Annotated in this window: 18 protein-coding genes; 8 read left to right on the forward strand and 10 right to left on the reverse strand. The window is 63.2% G+C overall.

What is annotated here, in order from left to right; all coding sequences use genetic code 11:
• Positions 1-107 precede the first annotated feature (107 nt).
• Genes ABIB36_RS10435 through ABIB36_RS10450 form a run of 4 tightly spaced genes read left to right on the forward strand, consistent with a single transcriptional unit; the run spans position 108 to position 2663 of the window.
• The gene (locus tag ABIB36_RS10435; RefSeq protein WP_084348647.1) at positions 108-302 is read left to right on the forward strand and encodes a hypothetical protein; all 195 of its coding nucleotides are present in this window, start codon (positions 108-110) and stop codon (positions 300-302) included.
• Between the two features lie 44 nt (positions 303-346).
• A complete protein-coding gene (locus ABIB36_RS10440) occupies positions 347-757 on the forward strand; it encodes a TOBE domain-containing protein (protein ID WP_084348646.1) in 411 nt (136 codons plus the stop codon).
• Positions 754-1599, forward strand: a complete 846-nt coding sequence (locus ABIB36_RS10445) for an ABC transporter permease (protein ID WP_084348645.1) — start codon at positions 754-756, stop codon at positions 1597-1599. The genes ABIB36_RS10440 and ABIB36_RS10445 overlap by 4 nt, the downstream gene beginning before the upstream one ends.
• Positions 1596-2663, forward strand: a complete 1068-nt coding sequence (locus ABIB36_RS10450; RefSeq protein WP_354559558.1) for a sulfate/molybdate ABC transporter ATP-binding protein — start codon at positions 1596-1598, stop codon at positions 2661-2663. Before ABIB36_RS10445 ends, ABIB36_RS10450 begins: the two co-directional genes overlap by 4 nt.
• Here the strand turns inward: ABIB36_RS10450 and ABIB36_RS10455 are convergent.
• The 8 genes from ABIB36_RS10455 to rimP all read right to left on the reverse strand — a co-directional run bounded on the left by ABIB36_RS10455 (position 2645) and on the right by rimP (position 10914).
• On the reverse strand, positions 2645-3967 hold the full coding sequence (locus ABIB36_RS10455; RefSeq protein WP_354559556.1) for an MATE family efflux transporter: 1323 nt from the start codon (positions 3965-3967) through the stop codon (positions 2645-2647). The two genes, ABIB36_RS10450 and ABIB36_RS10455, sit on opposite strands and share 19 nt — an antisense overlap.
• A 27-nt stretch (positions 3968-3994) precedes the next feature.
• Positions 3995-4990, reverse strand: coding sequence for a DHH family phosphoesterase (locus tag ABIB36_RS10460; protein WP_354559554.1), 996 nt, complete (start codon positions 4988-4990; stop codon positions 3995-3997).
• A 5-nt stretch (positions 4991-4995) separates the two neighbouring features.
• Positions 4996-5463 carry a 30S ribosome-binding factor RbfA gene (rbfA, locus tag ABIB36_RS10465; RefSeq protein WP_084348641.1) on the reverse strand — a complete coding sequence of 156 codons (468 nt, stop codon included), beginning with the start codon at positions 5461-5463 and terminating at the stop codon, positions 4996-4998.
• 29 nt (positions 5464-5492) lie between these two features.
• Entirely contained in the window at positions 5493-5783 is a 291-nt protein-coding gene (locus ABIB36_RS10470) for a DUF503 domain-containing protein (protein ID WP_084348950.1), read from the reverse strand.
• Between the two features lie 125 nt (positions 5784-5908).
• Positions 5909-8827, reverse strand: coding sequence for a translation initiation factor IF-2 (gene infB, locus ABIB36_RS10475; protein WP_354559552.1), 2919 nt, complete (start codon positions 8825-8827; stop codon positions 5909-5911).
• A gap of 97 nt (positions 8828-8924) precedes the next feature.
• Positions 8925-9287 (reverse strand): YlxR family protein, encoded by a 363-nt coding sequence (locus tag ABIB36_RS10480; protein WP_179142408.1) that lies wholly within the window; start codon positions 9285-9287, stop codon positions 8925-8927.
• 44 nt (positions 9288-9331) lie between these two features.
• Positions 9332-10342, reverse strand: coding sequence for a transcription termination factor NusA (gene nusA / locus ABIB36_RS10485; protein ID WP_084348639.1), 1011 nt, complete (start codon positions 10340-10342; stop codon positions 9332-9334).
• Complete coding sequence (gene rimP / locus ABIB36_RS10490) at positions 10339-10914, reverse strand: ribosome maturation factor RimP (RefSeq protein ID WP_084348638.1); 576 nt, start codon at positions 10912-10914, stop codon at positions 10339-10341. The genes nusA and rimP overlap by 4 nt, the downstream gene beginning before the upstream one ends.
• Positions 10915-11015: 101 nt before the next feature.
• On the opposite strand from rimP, the gene ABIB36_RS10495 reads away from it, so the two are divergent.
• Complete coding sequence (locus ABIB36_RS10495) at positions 11016-11570, forward strand: hypothetical protein (protein WP_256895914.1); 555 nt, start codon at positions 11016-11018, stop codon at positions 11568-11570.
• Positions 11567-12007, forward strand: a complete 441-nt coding sequence (locus ABIB36_RS10500; RefSeq protein WP_354559550.1) for a ferritin-like domain-containing protein — start codon at positions 11567-11569, stop codon at positions 12005-12007. The genes ABIB36_RS10495 and ABIB36_RS10500 overlap by 4 nt, the downstream gene beginning before the upstream one ends.
• Before the next feature lie 21 nt (positions 12008-12028).
• Here ABIB36_RS10500 and ABIB36_RS10505 read toward each other — a convergent pair whose 3' ends face one another.
• On the reverse strand, positions 12029-13750 hold the full coding sequence (locus ABIB36_RS10505; RefSeq protein ID WP_354559548.1) for an acyl-CoA dehydrogenase family protein: 1722 nt from the start codon (positions 13748-13750) through the stop codon (positions 12029-12031).
• A 72-nt stretch (positions 13751-13822) separates the two neighbouring features.
• Positions 13823-15574, reverse strand: a complete 1752-nt coding sequence (locus ABIB36_RS10510; protein WP_084348635.1) for a proline--tRNA ligase — start codon at positions 15572-15574, stop codon at positions 13823-13825.
• 48 nt (positions 15575-15622) lie between these two features.
• Between ABIB36_RS10510 and yaaA the strand changes: the two genes are divergently transcribed.
• Together yaaA and ABIB36_RS10520 are read left to right on the forward strand one after the other, a co-directional pair.
• Entirely contained in the window at positions 15623-16366 is a 744-nt protein-coding gene (yaaA, locus tag ABIB36_RS10515) for a peroxide stress protein YaaA (RefSeq protein ID WP_084348634.1), read from the forward strand.
• Positions 16363-17586, forward strand: a complete 1224-nt coding sequence (locus tag ABIB36_RS10520; protein WP_084348633.1) for a DUF2786 domain-containing protein — start codon at positions 16363-16365, stop codon at positions 17584-17586. Before yaaA ends, ABIB36_RS10520 begins: the two co-directional genes overlap by 4 nt.
• Positions 17587-17609: the final 23 nt, after the last annotated feature.

Genomic DNA, 17609 nt, shown 5'->3' on the forward strand with positions numbered 1-17609 from the left:
AATGGTCTTCTGATCTGGTTGTCGATTCGGTCGACACCAACACCCCATCTTCCCTTCGGATTCCCGAGCGGTATCGAACAGGGTGCCGGATGAGACACTGTCGACCTATGAACAACTTTTCCGCATCCGAGAAATCCGGCCTCACAGCAGGACTGGTCCTCACTGTCATGGCCTCCGTTCTGGCGGGGATCGCCTCGGACAACTTCGTCTCCGGTTTTGTGATCACCGCAATCGTGTGCGCGATCGCACTGCTTGCGGCAACGTTCCTCGCTCGCTTCGTCAATACCCGTCGACGTCGATAGCTCGCCTCGATCCTTTACGCGCCTGCTGCTCTAGAGTTCTGTTCATGCCGCATTCACGGATTCGAATCAAAGACGCGGCCGCGCTCCTCGGCGTCAGCGACGACACCGTGCGTAGATGGATCGACAGCGGAACACTTCTCGCATACAAGGACAACTCTGGTCGAAAAGTAGTCGACGGTGCAGCCTTGGCAGCATTCGCCCGCGAGCAGGCAACGCCTCCCCCGGATCCGACGGGCTCGGGAAGTTCGGCCCGCAATCGATTGGTCGGGCTGGTGACCGCCGTGACGTCCGACACCGTGATGAGCGAGGTCGAGATGCAATGCGGACCGTTCACCGTCGTCTCGCTCATGAGCACCGAATCGGTCCGCACCCTGGGCCTCGAGCCGGGCAGAATCGCTGTGGCCGTGGTCAAGGCGACAACGGTCATCGTCGAAGCAGGACTCGAAGAACAATGAGCGCGACTATCGAGGTGAAACCGACTCGCTCTGGAAGAGGAATACGCGGCGGCAACGAGGTCCGAGTCGGTCTACCCAGGTGGATCTTCGTACCCGCAGCGTTGGGTGCGCTGTTCGTCGTCACCCCGTTGCTGGCCATTCTGTTGAAGATCGATTGGCCGAACTTCATCTCCCTCGTCTCCTCGGAGTCATCGCGAACGGCATTACTTCTCAGTCTCCGGACGGCAGCTACGAGCACCGCCGTGTGCATCGTCATCGGTATACCGATGGCACTGGTGTTGGCCCGATCGAAGTTTCCTGGTCAGTCCATTCTCCGAGCGTTGGTGCTGCTTCCACTCGTCCTTCCACCCGTCGTCGGCGGAATTGCATTGCTGTACACCTTCGGTCGACTCGGCCTACTCGGCGAGCAACTGGAGGCGTGGGGCATCGGCATCGCATTCTCGACGACGGCGGTGGTGCTGGCCCAGACGTTCGTCTCGCTCCCCTTTCTGGTCGTCAGCCTCGAGGGAGCACTGCGCAGCACGGGACGTGGATACGAGACGGTCGCCGCCACCTTGGGGGCTCGTCCGACGACGGTGCTGCGAAGGGTGACGCTCCCGCTGGTACTGCCGGGTCTGGTGTCGGGTGCCGTTCTTGCATTCGCCCGCGCCCTCGGCGAATTCGGTGCGACGTTGACGTTCGCGGGCTCGCTCGAGGGAGTCACGCGAACCTTGCCATTGGAGATCTACCTGCAGCGTGAAACCGATCCCGACGCCGCCGTGGCGCTGTCGCTCCTCCTGATCGTGGTGGCGGCAGTAATCGTCGTCGCCGCCCGTGGGCGCCGGTTGGCCGGGGCGCTGTGAGCTCCATTCGCCTCGTCGCCGAGGTCGACGACCGCAACCTCGACTTCACCCTCGATGTCGAGGACGGCGAGGTCATCGCGATTCTCGGACCGAACGGGGCCGGAAAGTCCTCTTTGCTCTCGCTCGTGGCAGGTCTGCTCCGGCCCGACTCCGGACGGATCACCATCGGTGACGACGTAGTGACCGACACCGCCGAACGCACATTCGTTCCAGCGCATGCGCGTGGCGTGGCCACGCTGTCACAGAACGCCCTCCTGTTTCCTCATCTCGACGCCGAGGCCAACGTTGCGTTTTCGCCCCGCAGTCGAGGGGTCGGTCGTCGCAAAGGAAGAGAGATTGCACGAACCTGGCTCGACGCAGTCGATGCACTCGATCTTGCGGACCGACGGCCGTCGCAACTCTCGGGTGGGCAAGCACAACGCATCGCTCTCGCGCGCGCACTCGCAGCGCAGCCACGAGTACTACTCCTCGACGAGCCGATGGCCGCATTGGACATAGCCACCGCACCCGTGCTGCGCCGACTGCTTCGAACCGTCCTGCGAGAGCAACGACGCACCGCACTCATCGTCACTCACGACCTCCTCGATGCGCTCGCATTGGCCGACACGATTGTCGTCGTGCAGGCCGGCCGAATCGTCGAGCGTGGGCCGACCACAGACATTCTCACCGCACCTCGCAGCGAATTCGCCGCTCGGATCGCCGGGGTCAACTTGGTTCTCGGCGCTGCTGATTCTTCAGGTTCGTCGATTACCGCGCAGAGCCTGACGGTTCACGGACACAGTAAGACGCCATCGGGTGCCGAGGCAGTGGCTGTCTTCAGCCCGTCCGCAGTGGCAGTGCATCTCACCGAACCGCATGCTAGCCCTCGCAACGTACTCCCCGTCACGATCGCCGCAATGGACGTACACGGCGCAACGGTTCGTGTTCGGGGTACCCACGGCCGCCAGAGTCTCGTCGCGGACGTCACAGCGGCGGCGGTCTCGGAATTGGATCTGTCACCGGGCATGGAGGTCTACTTCGTCGTCAAGAGCCAGGAAGTTGCTATTCATCCGGCGTCGCGTTGAATGTCGGCGCCCGCGAGCGCCCACCGACCCGAGAGTGTCCGCAGCACCACCGCGATCGCCCGCAGCGACACGAAAACTCCGAGACCGACCCAGATTCCGGTCAATCCCCAGTCCAGCGCCAGCGACAACCAGATGAAGGGCAGAAACCCCAGCAGGGCGCATACCAGTGTGGCGGTCCGCAGGAAGGCTGCGTCGCCGCTACCCAACAGAACTCCGTCGAGGGCGAACACGATTCCGGCGATCGGAATGATGGCCACGAATATCCACCAAATCGAGTGCATCTGATCCACCACGGCTGGGTCTGTGGTGAACAGCTCGGGAATCACCGGCATACCGGCCGCGAACACCGCCGCCAGGACGATCGCAAATATGGTGGACCACGCGGTCAATCGCCAACCCAGCTTGGTGGCGCCACGGACGTCGCCTTTGCCCAGAGCAGCACCGACGAGTGTTTGAGCCGCGATGGCCAAAGAATCGAGAGTCAACGACACGAGATTCCACAGCAGCAGAACAACCTGATTGGCAGCGACAGCAGCGGCTCCGAACCGGGATGCCACTGCCGCAGCCGACAAGAAGCACGCTTGGAACGCCAGGCTACGCAGGACAAGATCGCGACCGAGAATCAACTGCACTCGCATCACCGACCACCTGGGCCGAAGCGGAACTCCTGCACGCGAAATCGCGGCGATGAACAGACACCCTGCGATCGACTGGCCCACCAGATTCGCTACCGCCGACCCGAGAAGTTCCAGTCGCGGAAACCCGAGCAGACCGTGTACCAACATCGGGCACAGCACGCCCGAGACCAACAGCCCGAAAACTACGAAACGAAGCGGCCTCCTGGTGTTCTGAACACCTCTCATCCACCCGTTGCCCGCCAGCGAAATCAGGATGAAAGGAACACCGAAGACAGCGACCCGGAACCACGCGGTAGCTTCCTCGGCGATCTCACCGCCGCCGCCGATGACAGAGAGAATCGGAGCTGCCAGCAACTGCATCACGGCAACGATCGCCACACCCAGCGCAACGGCCAGCCACGTCGCCTGGACGCCCTCACCGACCGCATCCTTCTCGCGTCCTGCACCGTGCATTCGAGCGGCACGCGCAGTTGTGCCGTACGACAGGAACGTCAGCTGCGTGCTGACCTGAGTCAGAACCAGACCGCCGACGGCCAGTCCAGCGAGCGGAAGTGCACCCAGCCTGCCCACCACTGCCGCGTCGAAAAGCAAGTACAGCGGCTCAGCGGCAAGGACACCGAGTGCGGGGAGGGCCAAACCGAGAATTCTGCGTGGAGATGCCTCCACTGGCGCAGTAGATTCAACCAAGATCGATCAACCGAGTGCGGCGATCAGGGACGCGACGACGTCGGACTTGGAACCAGTAGCGGTATAGCCCGACGCTTTACGATGACCTCCCCCACCGAGAGACGTTGCCACAAGGGAAACGTCGACCTGTGTCTTCGCGCGCAACGACACCGTCCAGTCATCACCACTCTGCTGTTTGAAAACCGCCGCTACCTCGGCTTCGCTCGCGGTGCGGACGATGTCTATGACACTCTCGATCTCTTCCGAGCGAAGGCCCGCGGAGTCTTCGCGCAGAATCGCGGTGTAGACGAGCCCCCGTCCGCCCGCCGCGTCCGAGACCAGCTCTGCCGCTCCGAGAACCGATCCCAGCATCGGCAACCACGCGAACGGATGCGTATCGAGCAACTTCTGCGTCAGCGCAGCGCCGTCGATACCGGTCGCAAGAAGGCGTTCGGCAAGGGTATGAGAACCAGGCTGCACCCACCGAAACGACCCGGTGTCGGTGACGAGTCCGGCAAACAGGCATTCGGCCAGATCCCGATCGATGTCGACATTCCATGCGTCGAACAGTCGAGCTATCACCTCAGTGGTCGACACTGCATTCTCGTCGACCACGTTCCAGGTGCCGAACCGAGTATTGGACCGATGATGATCGATGACGAGAGTGGCATGTGCAGCATCGATTCGGTCGGACAGCGCCCCGAGGCGACCCTTGCTCCCGGCATCGACAGTGACCACGAGATCGACGTCGACCCGGACGTCGCCGGCCGGAACCAAAAGCTCGCGGCCCGGTAGCGCGTCCATCGACCCCGGCAGCTCGGCAGGCGCCGCAAACGACACCTGCACGTCCACTCCGCGACGCGCCAGAACCAAACCCAACGCGAGACCGCTACCGATGGTGTCGGCATCCGGATGGATGTGACACAGCACGGTGACGGATTCGGCTGCCTCCAACAGATCTATCGCATGAGCGAATTCGTCCTGCCCATCGGCCTCAGGCCGGGCCCCCGGAGTCGTCGTCACCTCTATCAGTCCACGTCGGTCGACTCGGAACCGTCGACCGTCTCCCGCGGCGCCTTGTACGGATCTGCCTCACCGGCAGGCTTGGCCGATGCTGCCGCTCTGGCGACTTCGCTGTCGGCGAGGCGTGCGCGCTCGAGGAGACCTTCCATGTGCCGAGCAGTGTCCGGAACGGTATCGGTCACGAACGTCAACGACGGCGTGAAGCGAACACCGGTCCCTGCACCGACTTTCGACCGAAGTACACCTTTGGCCTTCTCCAACCCCGCAGATGCAGCCTGCAGATCCGGGGCAGTATCCAAGTCTTCGCCCATCACCGTGTAATACACGGTTGCGTCGTGCAGATCCGCTGTCACCTTGCAGTCGGTGACGGTCACGAACGCCAGACGGGGATCTTTGATCTCATGATCGATCGCCGTGGCGACGATGGCGGCAATTCGCTTGGCGAGCTTGCGAGCTCTCGCTGGATCCACCATGTCAATCACGCTCCTCATATGGTTCCGAGTCAGTCCTCGGGACCGAAAATTCTTCTTCTGACCGCCAACAATTCCAGATCTTGCCGCTCCGCGATATGCCGTTCGCATTCGTCGAGCTTGTCGTGCAATCCGTCGATATCCGAACCGGCAGCTGCAATTCCGAACAACGACCGGCGAAAACGCCCTAGCTCACCCGTCTCCTCAGCCGAAACCCCGAAGCGGTGTAACTCCGTGAGAACAGGATCGACCTTCGAACGCTTCTCAGCGAGCGAACGAACGTCGCCCAATAACACGTCCAACTCGAGCGCCCCCAGATACACGCGGCCATCCTTACTCAGGTTCGAGCGAAGAGCCGGCGGCGGTACTGACATACCGCCGCCGGCCCCTCGATCTAGTGCAGTGTTACTCCCCAATGCTCCACTACGGCACTACTGCTGCGAATCGACTAGTCGCGAGCCTTTTCACGGAGCTCGTACGCCTCGACGACATCGCCCACCTTGATGTCCGAGTACGTCACCGTAAGACCGCATTCGTAGCCCTCGCGCACCTCGACCACGTCCTCCTTTTCCCGCCGGAGCGAGGAAATGGTGACGGTCTCGGCAACCACCTTGTTGTCACGCAGCAGTCGTGCTTTCGCATTGCGACGGATGGTACCCGAGGTGACGAGACAACCGGCAATACTTCCGACCTTCGAAGAACGGAACATTGCACGAATCTCGGCTTGGCCGAGCGCAACCTCTTCGTAGACCGGCTTGAGCATGCCCTTGAGCGCGCTTTCGATCTCGTCGATGGCCTGGTAGATCACCGAGTAGTACCGGATGTCGACGCCTTCACGGTTGGCCAGCTCGGTGGCCTTGCCCTCCGCTCGAACGTTGAATCCGATGATGATCGCGTTCGATGCCGACGCCAGGTTGACGTTGGTCTCCGTGACGCCGCCGACGCCGCGGTCGATGACGCGCAGTTCGACCTCGTCGTCGATCTGAATACCGACCAGTGCCTCTTCGAGCGCCTCGACGGTTCCCGAGTTGTCACCCTTGAGGATCAAGTTCAGCTGGGAAGTCTCCCTCAACGCTGCATCGAGATCGTCCAGGCTGATGCGCTTACGAGACTTCGCGGCGAGCGCATTGCGCTTGCGAGCGTTGCGTCGATCGGCGATCTGACGGGCAATGCGATCCTCGTCGACGACCAACAGGTTGTCGCCTGCGCCGGGCACCGACGTGAAGCCGATGACCTGTACCGGACGGGACGGCAGTGCTTCGATGACATCTTCGCCGTGCTCGTCGACCATTCGACGGACGCGACCGTAGGCGTCACCGGCGACGATCGAGTCACCGACACGCAAGGTTCCGCGGGCGATGAGCACGGTGGCAACCGGTCCACGACCACGGTCGAGGTGCGCCTCGATGGCGACACCCTGAGCGTCCATGTCCGGGTTGGCACGCAGATCCAGTGAGGCATCTGCTGTCAGCAACACAGCTTCGAGAAGTGCGTCGATGTTGGTGCCCTGCTTCGCCGAAATCTCGACGAACATCGTGTCGCCGCCGTATTCCTCGGCCACAAGCCCGTACTCGGTCAGCTGCTGCCGGATCTTGTCCGGGTTCGCGCCTTCCTTGTCGATCTTGTTGATCGCCACCACGATCGGGACATCTGCAGCTTGCGCGTGGTTGATCGCTTCGACCGTCTGCGGCATGACACCGTCGTCGGCTGCAACAACCAGGATCGCGAGGTCGGTTGCCTTGGCACCACGAGCACGCATGGCCGTGAAGGCCTCGTGACCCGGTGTATCGATGAAGGTGACCAGACGCTCGTTGCCTTCGAGTTCGGTAAGCACCTGGTAAGCACCGATGTGCTGGGTGATGCCACCGGACTCGCCTTCGCGGACCGTGGTGTTTCGGATCGAGTCCAGCAGTCGCGTCTTGCCGTGGTCGACGTGACCCATGACCGTGACGACGGGAGGCCGCTGTTCCAAGTCCTCTTCACCGCCGGCGTCCTCGCCATAGGTGAGGTCGAACGCGTTGAGCAGTTCGCGATCTTCGTCCTCGGGGCTGACGACCTGAACGACGTAGTTCATCTCGCCGCCGAGCAGTTCGAGGGTTTCGTCGTTCACGGACTGAGTGGCAGTGACCATCTCGCCGAGGTTGAACAATGCCTGTACGAGTGCTGCTGGGTTCGCATCGATCTTGTCTGCGAAATCCGACAGCGACGCGCCGCGGGCGAGACGGATGGTCTCACCGTTGCCGCGTGGCAACCTGACGCCACCGACAGCGGGTGCCTGCATGCTCTCGTACTCGGCGCGTTTTGCCCGCTTCGACTTGCGGCCACGACGAACTGCTCCGCCGGGACGACCGAAAGCACCTGCAGCTGCGCCGCGCTGACCTGGACGGCCACCGCCGCCGGGACGACCGCGGAAGCCACCTGCGGGAGCACCACCAGCGGGAGCTCCACCTGGAGCACCCGGTGCGCCGCCACCGCGGTAACCGCCGGCGCCTGCGCCACCGGGACGACCACCTGGAGCACCACCGGGACGGCCGCCGGGGCGACCTGCCGCTGGGCTCGGGCGTGCCGAGCGGGTCGGCATTGCGCCGGGGTTGGGACGAGGGGGCATAGAACCCGGGCTCGGACGAGGCCCGCCGGGGCCTGCTGGGCGAGGTGCGCCCTGACCAGCGGCCGGACGTGCACCACCCGCTGCTGCCGGACGAGGTCCACCCTGACCCGGAGCGGGTCGACTGCTACCACCCGGGCGTGGTGCGCCCGGCGCGGGGCGCGGGGCAGGACGCTCGGCGGGAGCGGACGAATACGGGTTGTTACCGACACGCGGAGCCTTGGGGCCCGGCTTGGGGCCGGGTGCGCCTGGCTTGGGACCTGCCGGGGCAGGCGCCGCTGCGGCCTCTGGAGCTACGACGGCCGATGCTGCGGGAGCTTGTTCTGCCGGAGCAGCGGGCGCCGGGACGGATGGTGCCGGAGCGGCGGGTGCGGGCGCCGGAGTCGAGGCCGGCGCTACGGGAGCCTCGGCTGCGACTGGAGCCACTGGTTCCTGCGCCACGGGAGCAGCAGGAGTCGGGCGCGGGGTCGGTTTCGGTCCCGGACGGGGTCCGCCGGGCTTGGCGCCCGAAGCAGGCTTCGGTGCGCTGCCAGAAACCGGTGCGCTGCCACTGGCCTGTTCGCCATTGGAAGCACCGGTGGCCGGAGCGGAATCCGGCTTGCCGGCCGGGAAGGATTCACGGACACGACGCGCTACTGGCGCCTCTACCGTGGATGATGCGGATTTGACGAACTCGCCTTGCTCTTTGAGCCGTGCGAGTAGTTCTTTACTGGTGACACCGAGTTCTTTAGCCAACTCGTGTACGCGGGCCTTACCTGGCACTGCTCTCCTCACTGAGAGGCCGAGCGAGGATTGGTGCCCGCACGACCTCGGGTTATCTCCGATGGACGTTCATCGTTGGTGCTTCACGGTGTGCTCATCAGTGCTGTTGCCTGTTCTTCTCGAGGGGTGAATCTCTGTCGTCGACTCCTTCGAGAAAGGAGACGACCGCTGACGAGTCGATAGATCCCGACACGCGTAGCGCTCTACCGAATGCACGGCGCCGCTCTGCATTCTCCAGACATCTCGGGTCGAGATGCAACCATGCACCTCTACCGGGAAGCCGGTGGTCGACATCGGGCACGATCGCCGATCCCGAAGAATCTCGATCGCGAACCACAACTCTCAGCAGACCGGCGGCCGGAGCTCGCTCCTTGCACCCGACACATGTTCTCACCGGCTGACGAACTGCCGCCGAACCGATGCTCTCATGACTCAGGGCAGAGAGTTCATTCCGAACCATCGACCACTCTACCGCTGTATTGCCTCGAACTCCGCATTCCACCCTTACGCGCTGGTGGACTCGGGTGCCGTGGCCGCGTCGCTGCGGATATCGATGCGCCAGCCAGTCAGCCTAGCTGCCAGCCGGGCGTTCTGTCCCTCTTTGCCGATGGCGAGCGACAGCTGATATTCCGGCACGACCACACGTGCGGCACGAGCCTCGGCATCCACGACCGTGACCGACACAACCTTCGACGGAGACAGCGCATTCCCGACGAAGGTAGCGGGATCCTCGTCGAAGTCGATGATGTCGATCTTCTCGCCGGCCAGTTCGCTCATCACGTTGCGCACACGCTGACCTATCGGCCCGATGCATGCGCCCTTGGCGTTGAGACCCGACACCGTGGACTTGACCGCGATCTTCGACCGGTGACCGGACTCGCGCGCAACGGCGACGATCTCGACCGACCCGTCGGCGATCTCCGGCACCTCGAGTGCGAACAGCTTGCGTACGAGGTTGGGGTGGGTACGCGAGAGGGTGATCTGCGGTCCGCGCTGGCCCCGGGCGACTCCGACTACGTAGCACTTGATTCGCTCGCCGTGCTCGTAACTCTCACCCGGCACCTGCTCGGCAGGCGGCAGCACGCCGTCTGCGCCGTTCGCATCGCTGCCGATCCTCACGATGACCGTGCCCTTGGCATTTGCTCTGGTATCCCGCTGAATGACCCCGCCCACGATCTCACCCTCGTGCGTCGCATACTCGCCGTACGAGCGCTCGTGCTCGGCATCACGCAGACGCTGCAGGATCACCTGCCGGGCGGTTGTCGCAGCAATTCGGCCGAACCCTCGAGGGGTGTCGTCCCACTCCGAAATGGTGTTGCCGTCACCGTCGATCTCTTTTGCCATCACACGCACCGAACCGGTCTTACGGTTGACGTCGATCCACGCGTGGGGCTGATGGCCCTCGGTGTGCCGGTAAGCGGTCAACAGGGCGGACTGAATCGTCGAGATGACAGTCTCGATCGACACTCCCTTGTCCGCTTCGATGGCGCGCAACGCCGCGATGTCGATATTCACTTGTCGGACCCTTCTTCCGGTGTTTCCACGTTCACTATCTCGTCGTTGTCAGCAGGAGCAGGCCTACCGTCGACAACGCCGCCCGTCAGCTCCATCTCGTCTGCCTTCGGCTTCGAGAATTCTACTTGCACAACAGCCTTCACAACGTCATCGAGTTCCACCACTCGGGTCGCGAGAACACCCTTGTCACGAGTGACCACCGTGAGCGATCGGCCATCGAGGTGACCGACACGTGCGTCGAACTTTTCGTCGTCGAGCTTGAATCGGACCATCCGCCCGCGTGCGCGCCGCCAATGGCGATCCTCGGTAAGCGGACGATCGACTCCAGGAGTGGTTACCTCGAGGGTGTAAGGAGCATCACCGAAGTCCGACACCGCGTCGAATATGTCGGAGATCTCACGGCTGAGCGACGGCAACGTGTCGAGGTCGATGCCTTCTTCGCGATCGACCATGATGCGTACGGCACTGTGCTTACCTGCCGAGACCACGTTGACATCTTCCAAATCGAACCCACGGCTGGTCACCAGGTCGGACAGGAGTGCGATGACCCTCTCCTTGGACGGAACAGGCATCGTTGCGAAAACTCCTCGTTCAGTTGTGGTCGGACCCGACCAGAAGTGTGATCGAATCCGTAAGTGGCGAACGCACAGCCTAACGCCAACGGGAAGCGTTCGTGACCAGCCTGGGTGCACAAGATGCAGAATGCACCTGGCACGATGTTCCCGTGTCGACGTTCGCTCTCCCCCGCACCCTCAGCCGCCGTGGCGCCCTGCGCTTGACCGGTGGCGCCGCTCTCACCGCAGTCGGACTCGCCACAACTGCCGGATGTTCGTCCGACACAGCCCCTGGGCCGCAACTCGACACCCTCACCGGCCACCTCCGGCTTGCGCGTCGCGACGCGGCCGCCGCAGGCGCCCTGATCGCGTTGAGCCCGACGCTGGCCGGGCCCCTCAGTGTGGTGCAGACCGAACGAACGGCACACGCCGACGCCCTGGCCGCAGAGATCGACCGCGTCGCAGGTCACACCGAGGAGGAGAGCGCAGCTACCTCGACCACAGCGACACCGGTTGCGGTGCCGCCGCCGACCATGGAGGAACTCAAGGCCGATCTCAGTGAATCTCAGCGTGGTGCCGCGGACTCGGCGAAAAGCGAATCCGGTTATCGCGCAGGCCTGTTGGGATCGATCAGCGCCGCCTGCGCCGTCGAACTGGCGGTGGTGTTGCCATGAGCGATCTCGGCATCGAACAACAAGCACTCGTCGACGCGTTGAACGCCGAGTACGCCGCGATCTTTGCGTACGGCGTCGTCGGCGCATTCTCGAATCCGGCTCGTGGGGGCCTCATCGCCGCGGACGCTGCAGCGCACCGCGCACGTCGAGACGCAACCCTCGATGCGTTGCGCGCCGCGAGCGTGACCCCGCCGCTTGCCGGCCCGGCATATTCCATCCCGTTTCCGGTCGGCGATCCCGTCACGTCGGCGCAGCTTGCCGCCCAGGCAGAGATCGACACCTCGATCGCGTGGAGGTCGGTCATCGAGCGCAGCGAGTCCGGCCCCACGCGGGAGACCGGAGTCACTGCGCTCACAGAAGCCGCGTTACGACTGGCGAACTGGCGTGAAATCCTTGGTGTAGCTCCGCCGACCGTCCCGTTCCCAGGTCAACCGTGAACGACCGCCGACTCCGCTGAGTCAGGCCCTCATCTCGTATGCGCCGTCGTAGGACACTACTTCGGACCACACTGCGTCGAAGCGAGCGAGATCGGCAACCGGCTTGCGGATCGCCGCAAGTGCCCACGCCTGCTGCGCCTCGGTAGAGGACGGCTTTCCGTGCAGAGCAACTGCGTAACCGGAGAAGTCACGAATCTGAAAGTCGAAGATCTGATCGAGCAACTCGGTGGAGACCTTCTCGGCCGATTCCAGAATCAGCTGACCGTAGACGACCAACGAGAACAGGTGCCCTACGTTGAGTAGGAAGTCCAGATCCTTCTGCTGTGCTTCATCCGGTGCGGTGTCGGTCAGGAACGTCTTGAAGGCCGAAGCCTGCTCGTAGAACCGCGCGACGTTGGGAACATGCGAAAACTTTTCGTACGTCGACTCCCAGTCGTGGAATCGCACTTTCCCCGCTCCGCGTGCGGGGCCCTGAGCGAAGAAGAACGCGTCGTCGGAAGCGTCGTCACGTGTCACGACGTCGGGGTAGTCCATCGGGGCGAACATGTACGCCGGCATGAACTTGAGCATGAGGGCGACGTTGACGTGCACTGTGCCTTCGAGCTTGGGCAGGGTTCCGATCATCTGCGCGGCCTCACGAAAGTACGTGTTCTTCTCGTACCCCTTCGCTGCGATCACATCGTGCAGCAACCGAACCACGGTCTCGCCTTCGGAGGTCACCTTGGCCTTGGTCATCGGATTGAACAGCAGGTAGCGCCGATCCTCGAGGCTTGCGGACCTGAAGTAGTCGACTGCCCGCCCACTGAAGAGCTTCATCGCGATCAGTCGCGAATAGGCGTCGACGAAACTTGCACGCACATGCGGAAATTCGGTGACCCGGTTGCCATAGAGAATCCTGTTGTGCGCGTGCGTGATCGACTCGTAGAACGCATGCTCGGTGATTCCGATCGAACCCGTGCAGAGGTTGAACTTACCGACGTTGACGGTGTTGAGTGCGGCGGAAAACGCGTCTGCACCAGTGTGCAGAATGTCCTCGGCTCGGACCGGGTAGTCCTCGAGGGTGAACGTACTGACGAACATCTGGCCGTGAATCACGTTGTCACGTAGCACATATCGGGAATGACTACTGTCGGCGACGAAGAACACGTAGGCATCCGTCCCATCGCGGTCGGTGCGGCGACCGAACACCGAGACCATGCCCGCGACGTTGCCGTTGCCGATGTAGTACTTCTCCCCCGACGCCAGAAACTCGACGCCCTCTTCCTCGGACGGCCGGAGCAACATATCCGTCGAGTAGACGTCGGCACCATGGGCGCGCTCGGACAGCCCGAACGCCATCACGGACCCGCCGTTCAGCGCCCGCGCTGCACGGCGCTTGGCCTCCTCGTTCTCGCTCATCCAGATCGGCCCGAGTCCGAGTACGGTGACCTGCCAGGCGTACCAGTAGGACAGTCCGTAAAAGCCGAGGATCTCGCTCAGAGCAGCATTGCGGGACGCATCCCAGCGCTTGTCGGCGTCGCCATCGGCATAGGCTGCCGGTGTCGAAAACGTCGCGAACAGCTTCTCCTTGGCAACGAAGTCGAGAAAGTCGCTGGTCCAGACTGCTTCGAGGTCGTCGGCGAGCAATCTGGCCTTGCCTCGATCCTCGAACCAGTCGATCAGCGATCGCAACTGGCGCCGCGTTTCGTCGTCGAACTGGGTCGGATCGTACGTCGCGGGATCGAACAACGTGAGGTGGGCCATGTTGTCACCTTTCCTAGTCGGCTGCCCCGAAGCTACCAGTGGGTAACCGACCCGAACCGCCAAACCACGCGATCACACTTTCCCACGTACCGTTTCGACGATGTCGGCGACAGCGGTCTCGGTATCGAGGTCACGGCTCTCACCGGTGAAGCGGTCACGGAGTTCGACCTTGCCCTCGGCCCATCCCCTACCGACGACGACGACGACCGGCACTCCGATGAGTTCGGAGTCCTTGAACTTGACGCCCGGCGACGCCTTCCGATCGTCGAACAGCACGTCGAGACCCTGCGAGTCGAGTGCTGCCGCAATGGACTCGGCGCCGGCACGTGCAGCTTCGTCTTTGTTGGCGATGACCAGGTGTACATCTGCAGGCGATACTTCACTCGGCCAACGCAGACCCTTGTCGTCGTGCATCTGCTCGGCGACGACGGCGACCAGGCGAGAGACACCGACGCCGTACGAACCCTGCACGAGGCGCACGGGTTTTCCGCTTTCACCGAGCACGTCGACACTGAACGCGTCCGTGTACTTGTAACCGAGTTGGAAGATGTGACCGATCTCGATACCGCGCGCGCTGACGAGCGCGCCGCGACCGTCCGGGGAGAGATCGCCGTCCCGTACCTGGGCAGCTTCGATGGTGCCATCAGGAGTGAAATCGCGGCCGGCTACCAGGTTCACCACATGCTTGCCGGTGACGTCTGCTCCGGTGATCCACGACGTCCCCTCGACGACACGAGGGTCGACGAGGTAGCGAACTCCGTTGGCCTGCAGCGCACGTGGTCCGATGTAGCCCTTCACCAGGAACGGGTAGGCCTCGAAGTCGGCGTCGGTGAGCAGCGCGAATTCGGCCGGCTCGAGAGACGCTTCGAGGCGCTTCTCGTCGACCTCACGGTCGCCGGGCAGACCTACAGCGAGCAACTCCCACTCCCCGTCTGCGTTGCGCACCTTGAGCAGAAGGTTCTTCAACGTGTCCGCGGCGGTGACGGTGCGGCCCAGGTCGATCGAATTGGCCCACTCGACCAACGTGGCAATGGTGGGTGTGTCGCCCGTCTCGTGATCGACGGCAGCAGGCTGCCCCTCGATCGGCAACGACGGCGGCGCGGGAGTCGTGACGGCTTCGACGTTCGCCGCGTATCCCGATTCGATGCACCGCACGTAGGTGTCCTCCCCGATGTCGCTCTCGGCAAGGAATTCCTCGGACGCACTTCCACCCATCGCGCCGGACGTCGCCGCCACGATGACGTACTTGACCCCGAGCCGAGCAAAGATCTTCTGGTAGGCCTCACGGTGTGCCGCATAGGACCGCTTCAGCCCGTCCTCGTCCATGTCGAACGAGTAGGAGTCCTTCATGACGAACTCGCGTCCGCGCAGAATGCCCGCGCGCGGGCGTTCCTCGTCGCGATACTTGGTCTGGATCTGATAGAGCGTGACCGGCAGGTCCTTGTACGAGTTGTACTCACCCTTCACCGTCAGTGCGAACAGTTCCTCGTGGGTGGGACCGAGCAACATGTCGTTGCCCTTGCGGTCCTTCAGCTTGAACAGCGCGTCGCCGTAATCGGTCCATCGATTGGTGGTCTCGTACGGCTCGCGGGGCAGCAACGCCGGTAGCGAGATCTCCTGCGCACCGATCGCGTTCATCTCTTCACGAACGACTCGTTCGATCTGGCGCAGCACTCTCAGGCCGAGCGGCAGCCAGGAGTACACACCCGGCGCGATACGACGAACGTAACCCGCACGAACCAACAGCTTGTGGCTGTCGACTTCGGCGTCGGCGGGGTCGTCACGAAGAGTGCGGAGGAAGAGCTGCGAAAGACGGGTGATCACGGGGTACAAGCGTAGTCGGTGCTCTGCGGGTGGGTAACGTTGCTCCCCGTGCTGATTCTGCTGCCCCCATCCGAGACGAAGTCGGGCGGCGGCGACGGCTCTCCCCTGGATCTGGAAGTTCTGTCCCTCCCCGAGCTCAATCCCCTCCGACACAAGCTGGCGGACGCGCTCGTGGAGCTGGCCGGCGATCGCGAGGCATCGGCGACCGCGCTGGGTCTCGGACCGACCCAGACCGAAGAAGTCGAACGCAACGCCGCCCTGTGGAGTTCACCCACGACACCCGCGCTGAGCCGCTACACCGGGGTTCTCTACGACGCTCTCGACGCGCGTTCGTTCACGAAGGCCGGTCGAGCACGGGCGGCGGCGAGGTTATGGATCGGATCTGCATTGTTCGGAGCAGTACGTGCATACGATCCGATTCCGTACTACCGGCTGTCCGGTGGATCGACGATCCCTGGCTTCGGCACCCTACGTTCGCATTGGAAGCCCGAGTTGGCGGACGCCGTGGCTGCGCAGTCCGATGAACTGGTCGTCGACCTGCGCTCGGGGACGTACCAGCAACTCGGCCCGGTCCCCGGCGCCGTCACGGCAACGGTGCTGACCGAGAAACCCGATGGCAGCAGATCGGTCGTGAGCCACTTCAACAAGCATCACAAGGGCGTGCTGGCGCGTGCGCTGACCCTGACGACCGCCGAGCCGAAGGACGTGCGTGCGGTGGCCCGAGTCGCATCGCGAGCCGGCTTGAGCGTGGAAGTCGCCTCGGCGACCGAACTGATCGTCCTCACCAAGTGAACCCGGTCCCGGATCTACTCCGGCAAGGCGCCGACGTGTCCTATGGCAAGAGTCGGGATCTGCGGCGCGTGGACGAAGTCGTCGATCGGCTGATCGCGTTGGAAGACCACGACGCCTCGGCACTGGCATCGTTGGCGCTGACGAACATGATCGAGACGATGTACGAGGCGGGCTGGCAACCGTTCGACCTTCTGCATATCGTCAAGCGTCAGCAGACGCTCGCGGTAACCTCGCTCGCCGCTGCGGTCCTGCTTCATCAATCGGATCTGACGAGCGCACACGAACGGGCGCCCGAGAACTGGGTCGACCAGCTCTCCGACATCTGTGCCGCATACCCGAAAGCTGCAGGGCCACTGACAGCCTCACCGAATTTTCTTGCTGCACTGCTGAAGTCGAGTGGCAAAACGGATTACATCGCCTCCAACGATCAGTGGATTGCGGTACTTGCGTTGCTGGGCCAATGGCAGACGCTTCCGCGGTGGCCCCGGATCGGACCCTTTCCGTCGCAGTGGCCGGTTCGGCGGGCCGGCCGAACTGCGAAGTCCGGGCCGGTGAGCGGATCTCCGAACACCAAGATGCTCGGTAAGATTCGTGGCCTGCTCGCCAAGGCCGACGCTACCGATTTCGAGGAAGAGGCGGAGACACTCACCGCCAAGGCGCAGGAGTTGATGACCAGATATTCCATCGATTCGCTGTTGCTGACCGAAGGAAATGTCGATGTGATCAGCAGACGTCTGCATGTCGACAACCCCCACGCTCCGCCCAAAGCCCAACTGCTGCATGCGGTGAGCACGGTCAACCGAGTCAAGAGTATCTGGGATCCGGAGTACGCGATCGCAACGCTCGTCGGTTCACCCGTCGACATCGAGCAGACGGAGATCATGTTCACCTCGTTGCTGATCCAGGCGACGCGCTCACTGTCGCACTCCCCCACAGCCAAGCGACGTAAGGGTTCTGCTTCGGCGGCATTCGGCAAGGCGTTCCTCTATGCGTACGCAGTCAGGATCGGCGAACGGCTCGGCGAGGCCGATGCCCACGCGGTGGAGGAAGCGTCGGAACAGTCCGGCAACCTACTACCGATGTTGGCGGCTCAGACCGTAGCTGTGGAGCAAGAATTCGACCGACTCTTCCCACGAGTGCGGACCATGCGGGGTCCGAGGTTGGATGCCGAAGGATGGGAATCGGGGCACGCGGCAGCGGACGACGCGAAACTGTCGTAGCGGCCCGATGTTTCATCTCACGA

The sequence above is a fragment of the Rhodococcus sp. UYP9 genome (assembly GCF_040547235.1).
Lineage (GTDB): Bacteria > Actinomycetota > Actinomycetes > Mycobacteriales > Mycobacteriaceae > Rhodococcoides.

Bases quoted from the DNA above. Each gene is read 5' to 3' on its own strand.
- ABIB36_RS10505 (WP_354559548.1), bottom strand. From the start codon at position 13,750: ATGGCCCACCTCACGTTGTTCGATCCCGCGACGTACGATCCGACCCAG.
- ABIB36_RS10445 (WP_084348645.1), top strand. From the start codon at position 754: ATGAGCGCGACTATCGAGGTGAAACCGACTCGCTCTGGAAGAGGAATA.
- ABIB36_RS10440 (WP_084348646.1), top strand. From the start codon at position 347: ATGCCGCATTCACGGATTCGAATCAAAGACGCGGCCGCGCTCCTCGGC.
- rimP (WP_084348638.1), bottom strand. From the start codon at position 10,914: ATGCCTGTTCCGTCCAAGGAGAGGGTCATCGCACTCCTGTCCGACCTG.
- ABIB36_RS10500 (WP_354559550.1), top strand. From the start codon at position 11,567: ATGAGCGATCTCGGCATCGAACAACAAGCACTCGTCGACGCGTTGAAC.
- ABIB36_RS10435 (WP_084348647.1), top strand. From the start codon at position 108: ATGAACAACTTTTCCGCATCCGAGAAATCCGGCCTCACAGCAGGACTG.
- ABIB36_RS10480 (WP_179142408.1), bottom strand. From the start codon at position 9,287: ATGGTTCGGAATGAACTCTCTGCCCTGAGTCATGAGAGCATCGGTTCG.
- rbfA (WP_084348641.1), bottom strand. From the start codon at position 5,463: ATGGTGGATCCAGCGAGAGCTCGCAAGCTCGCCAAGCGAATTGCCGCC.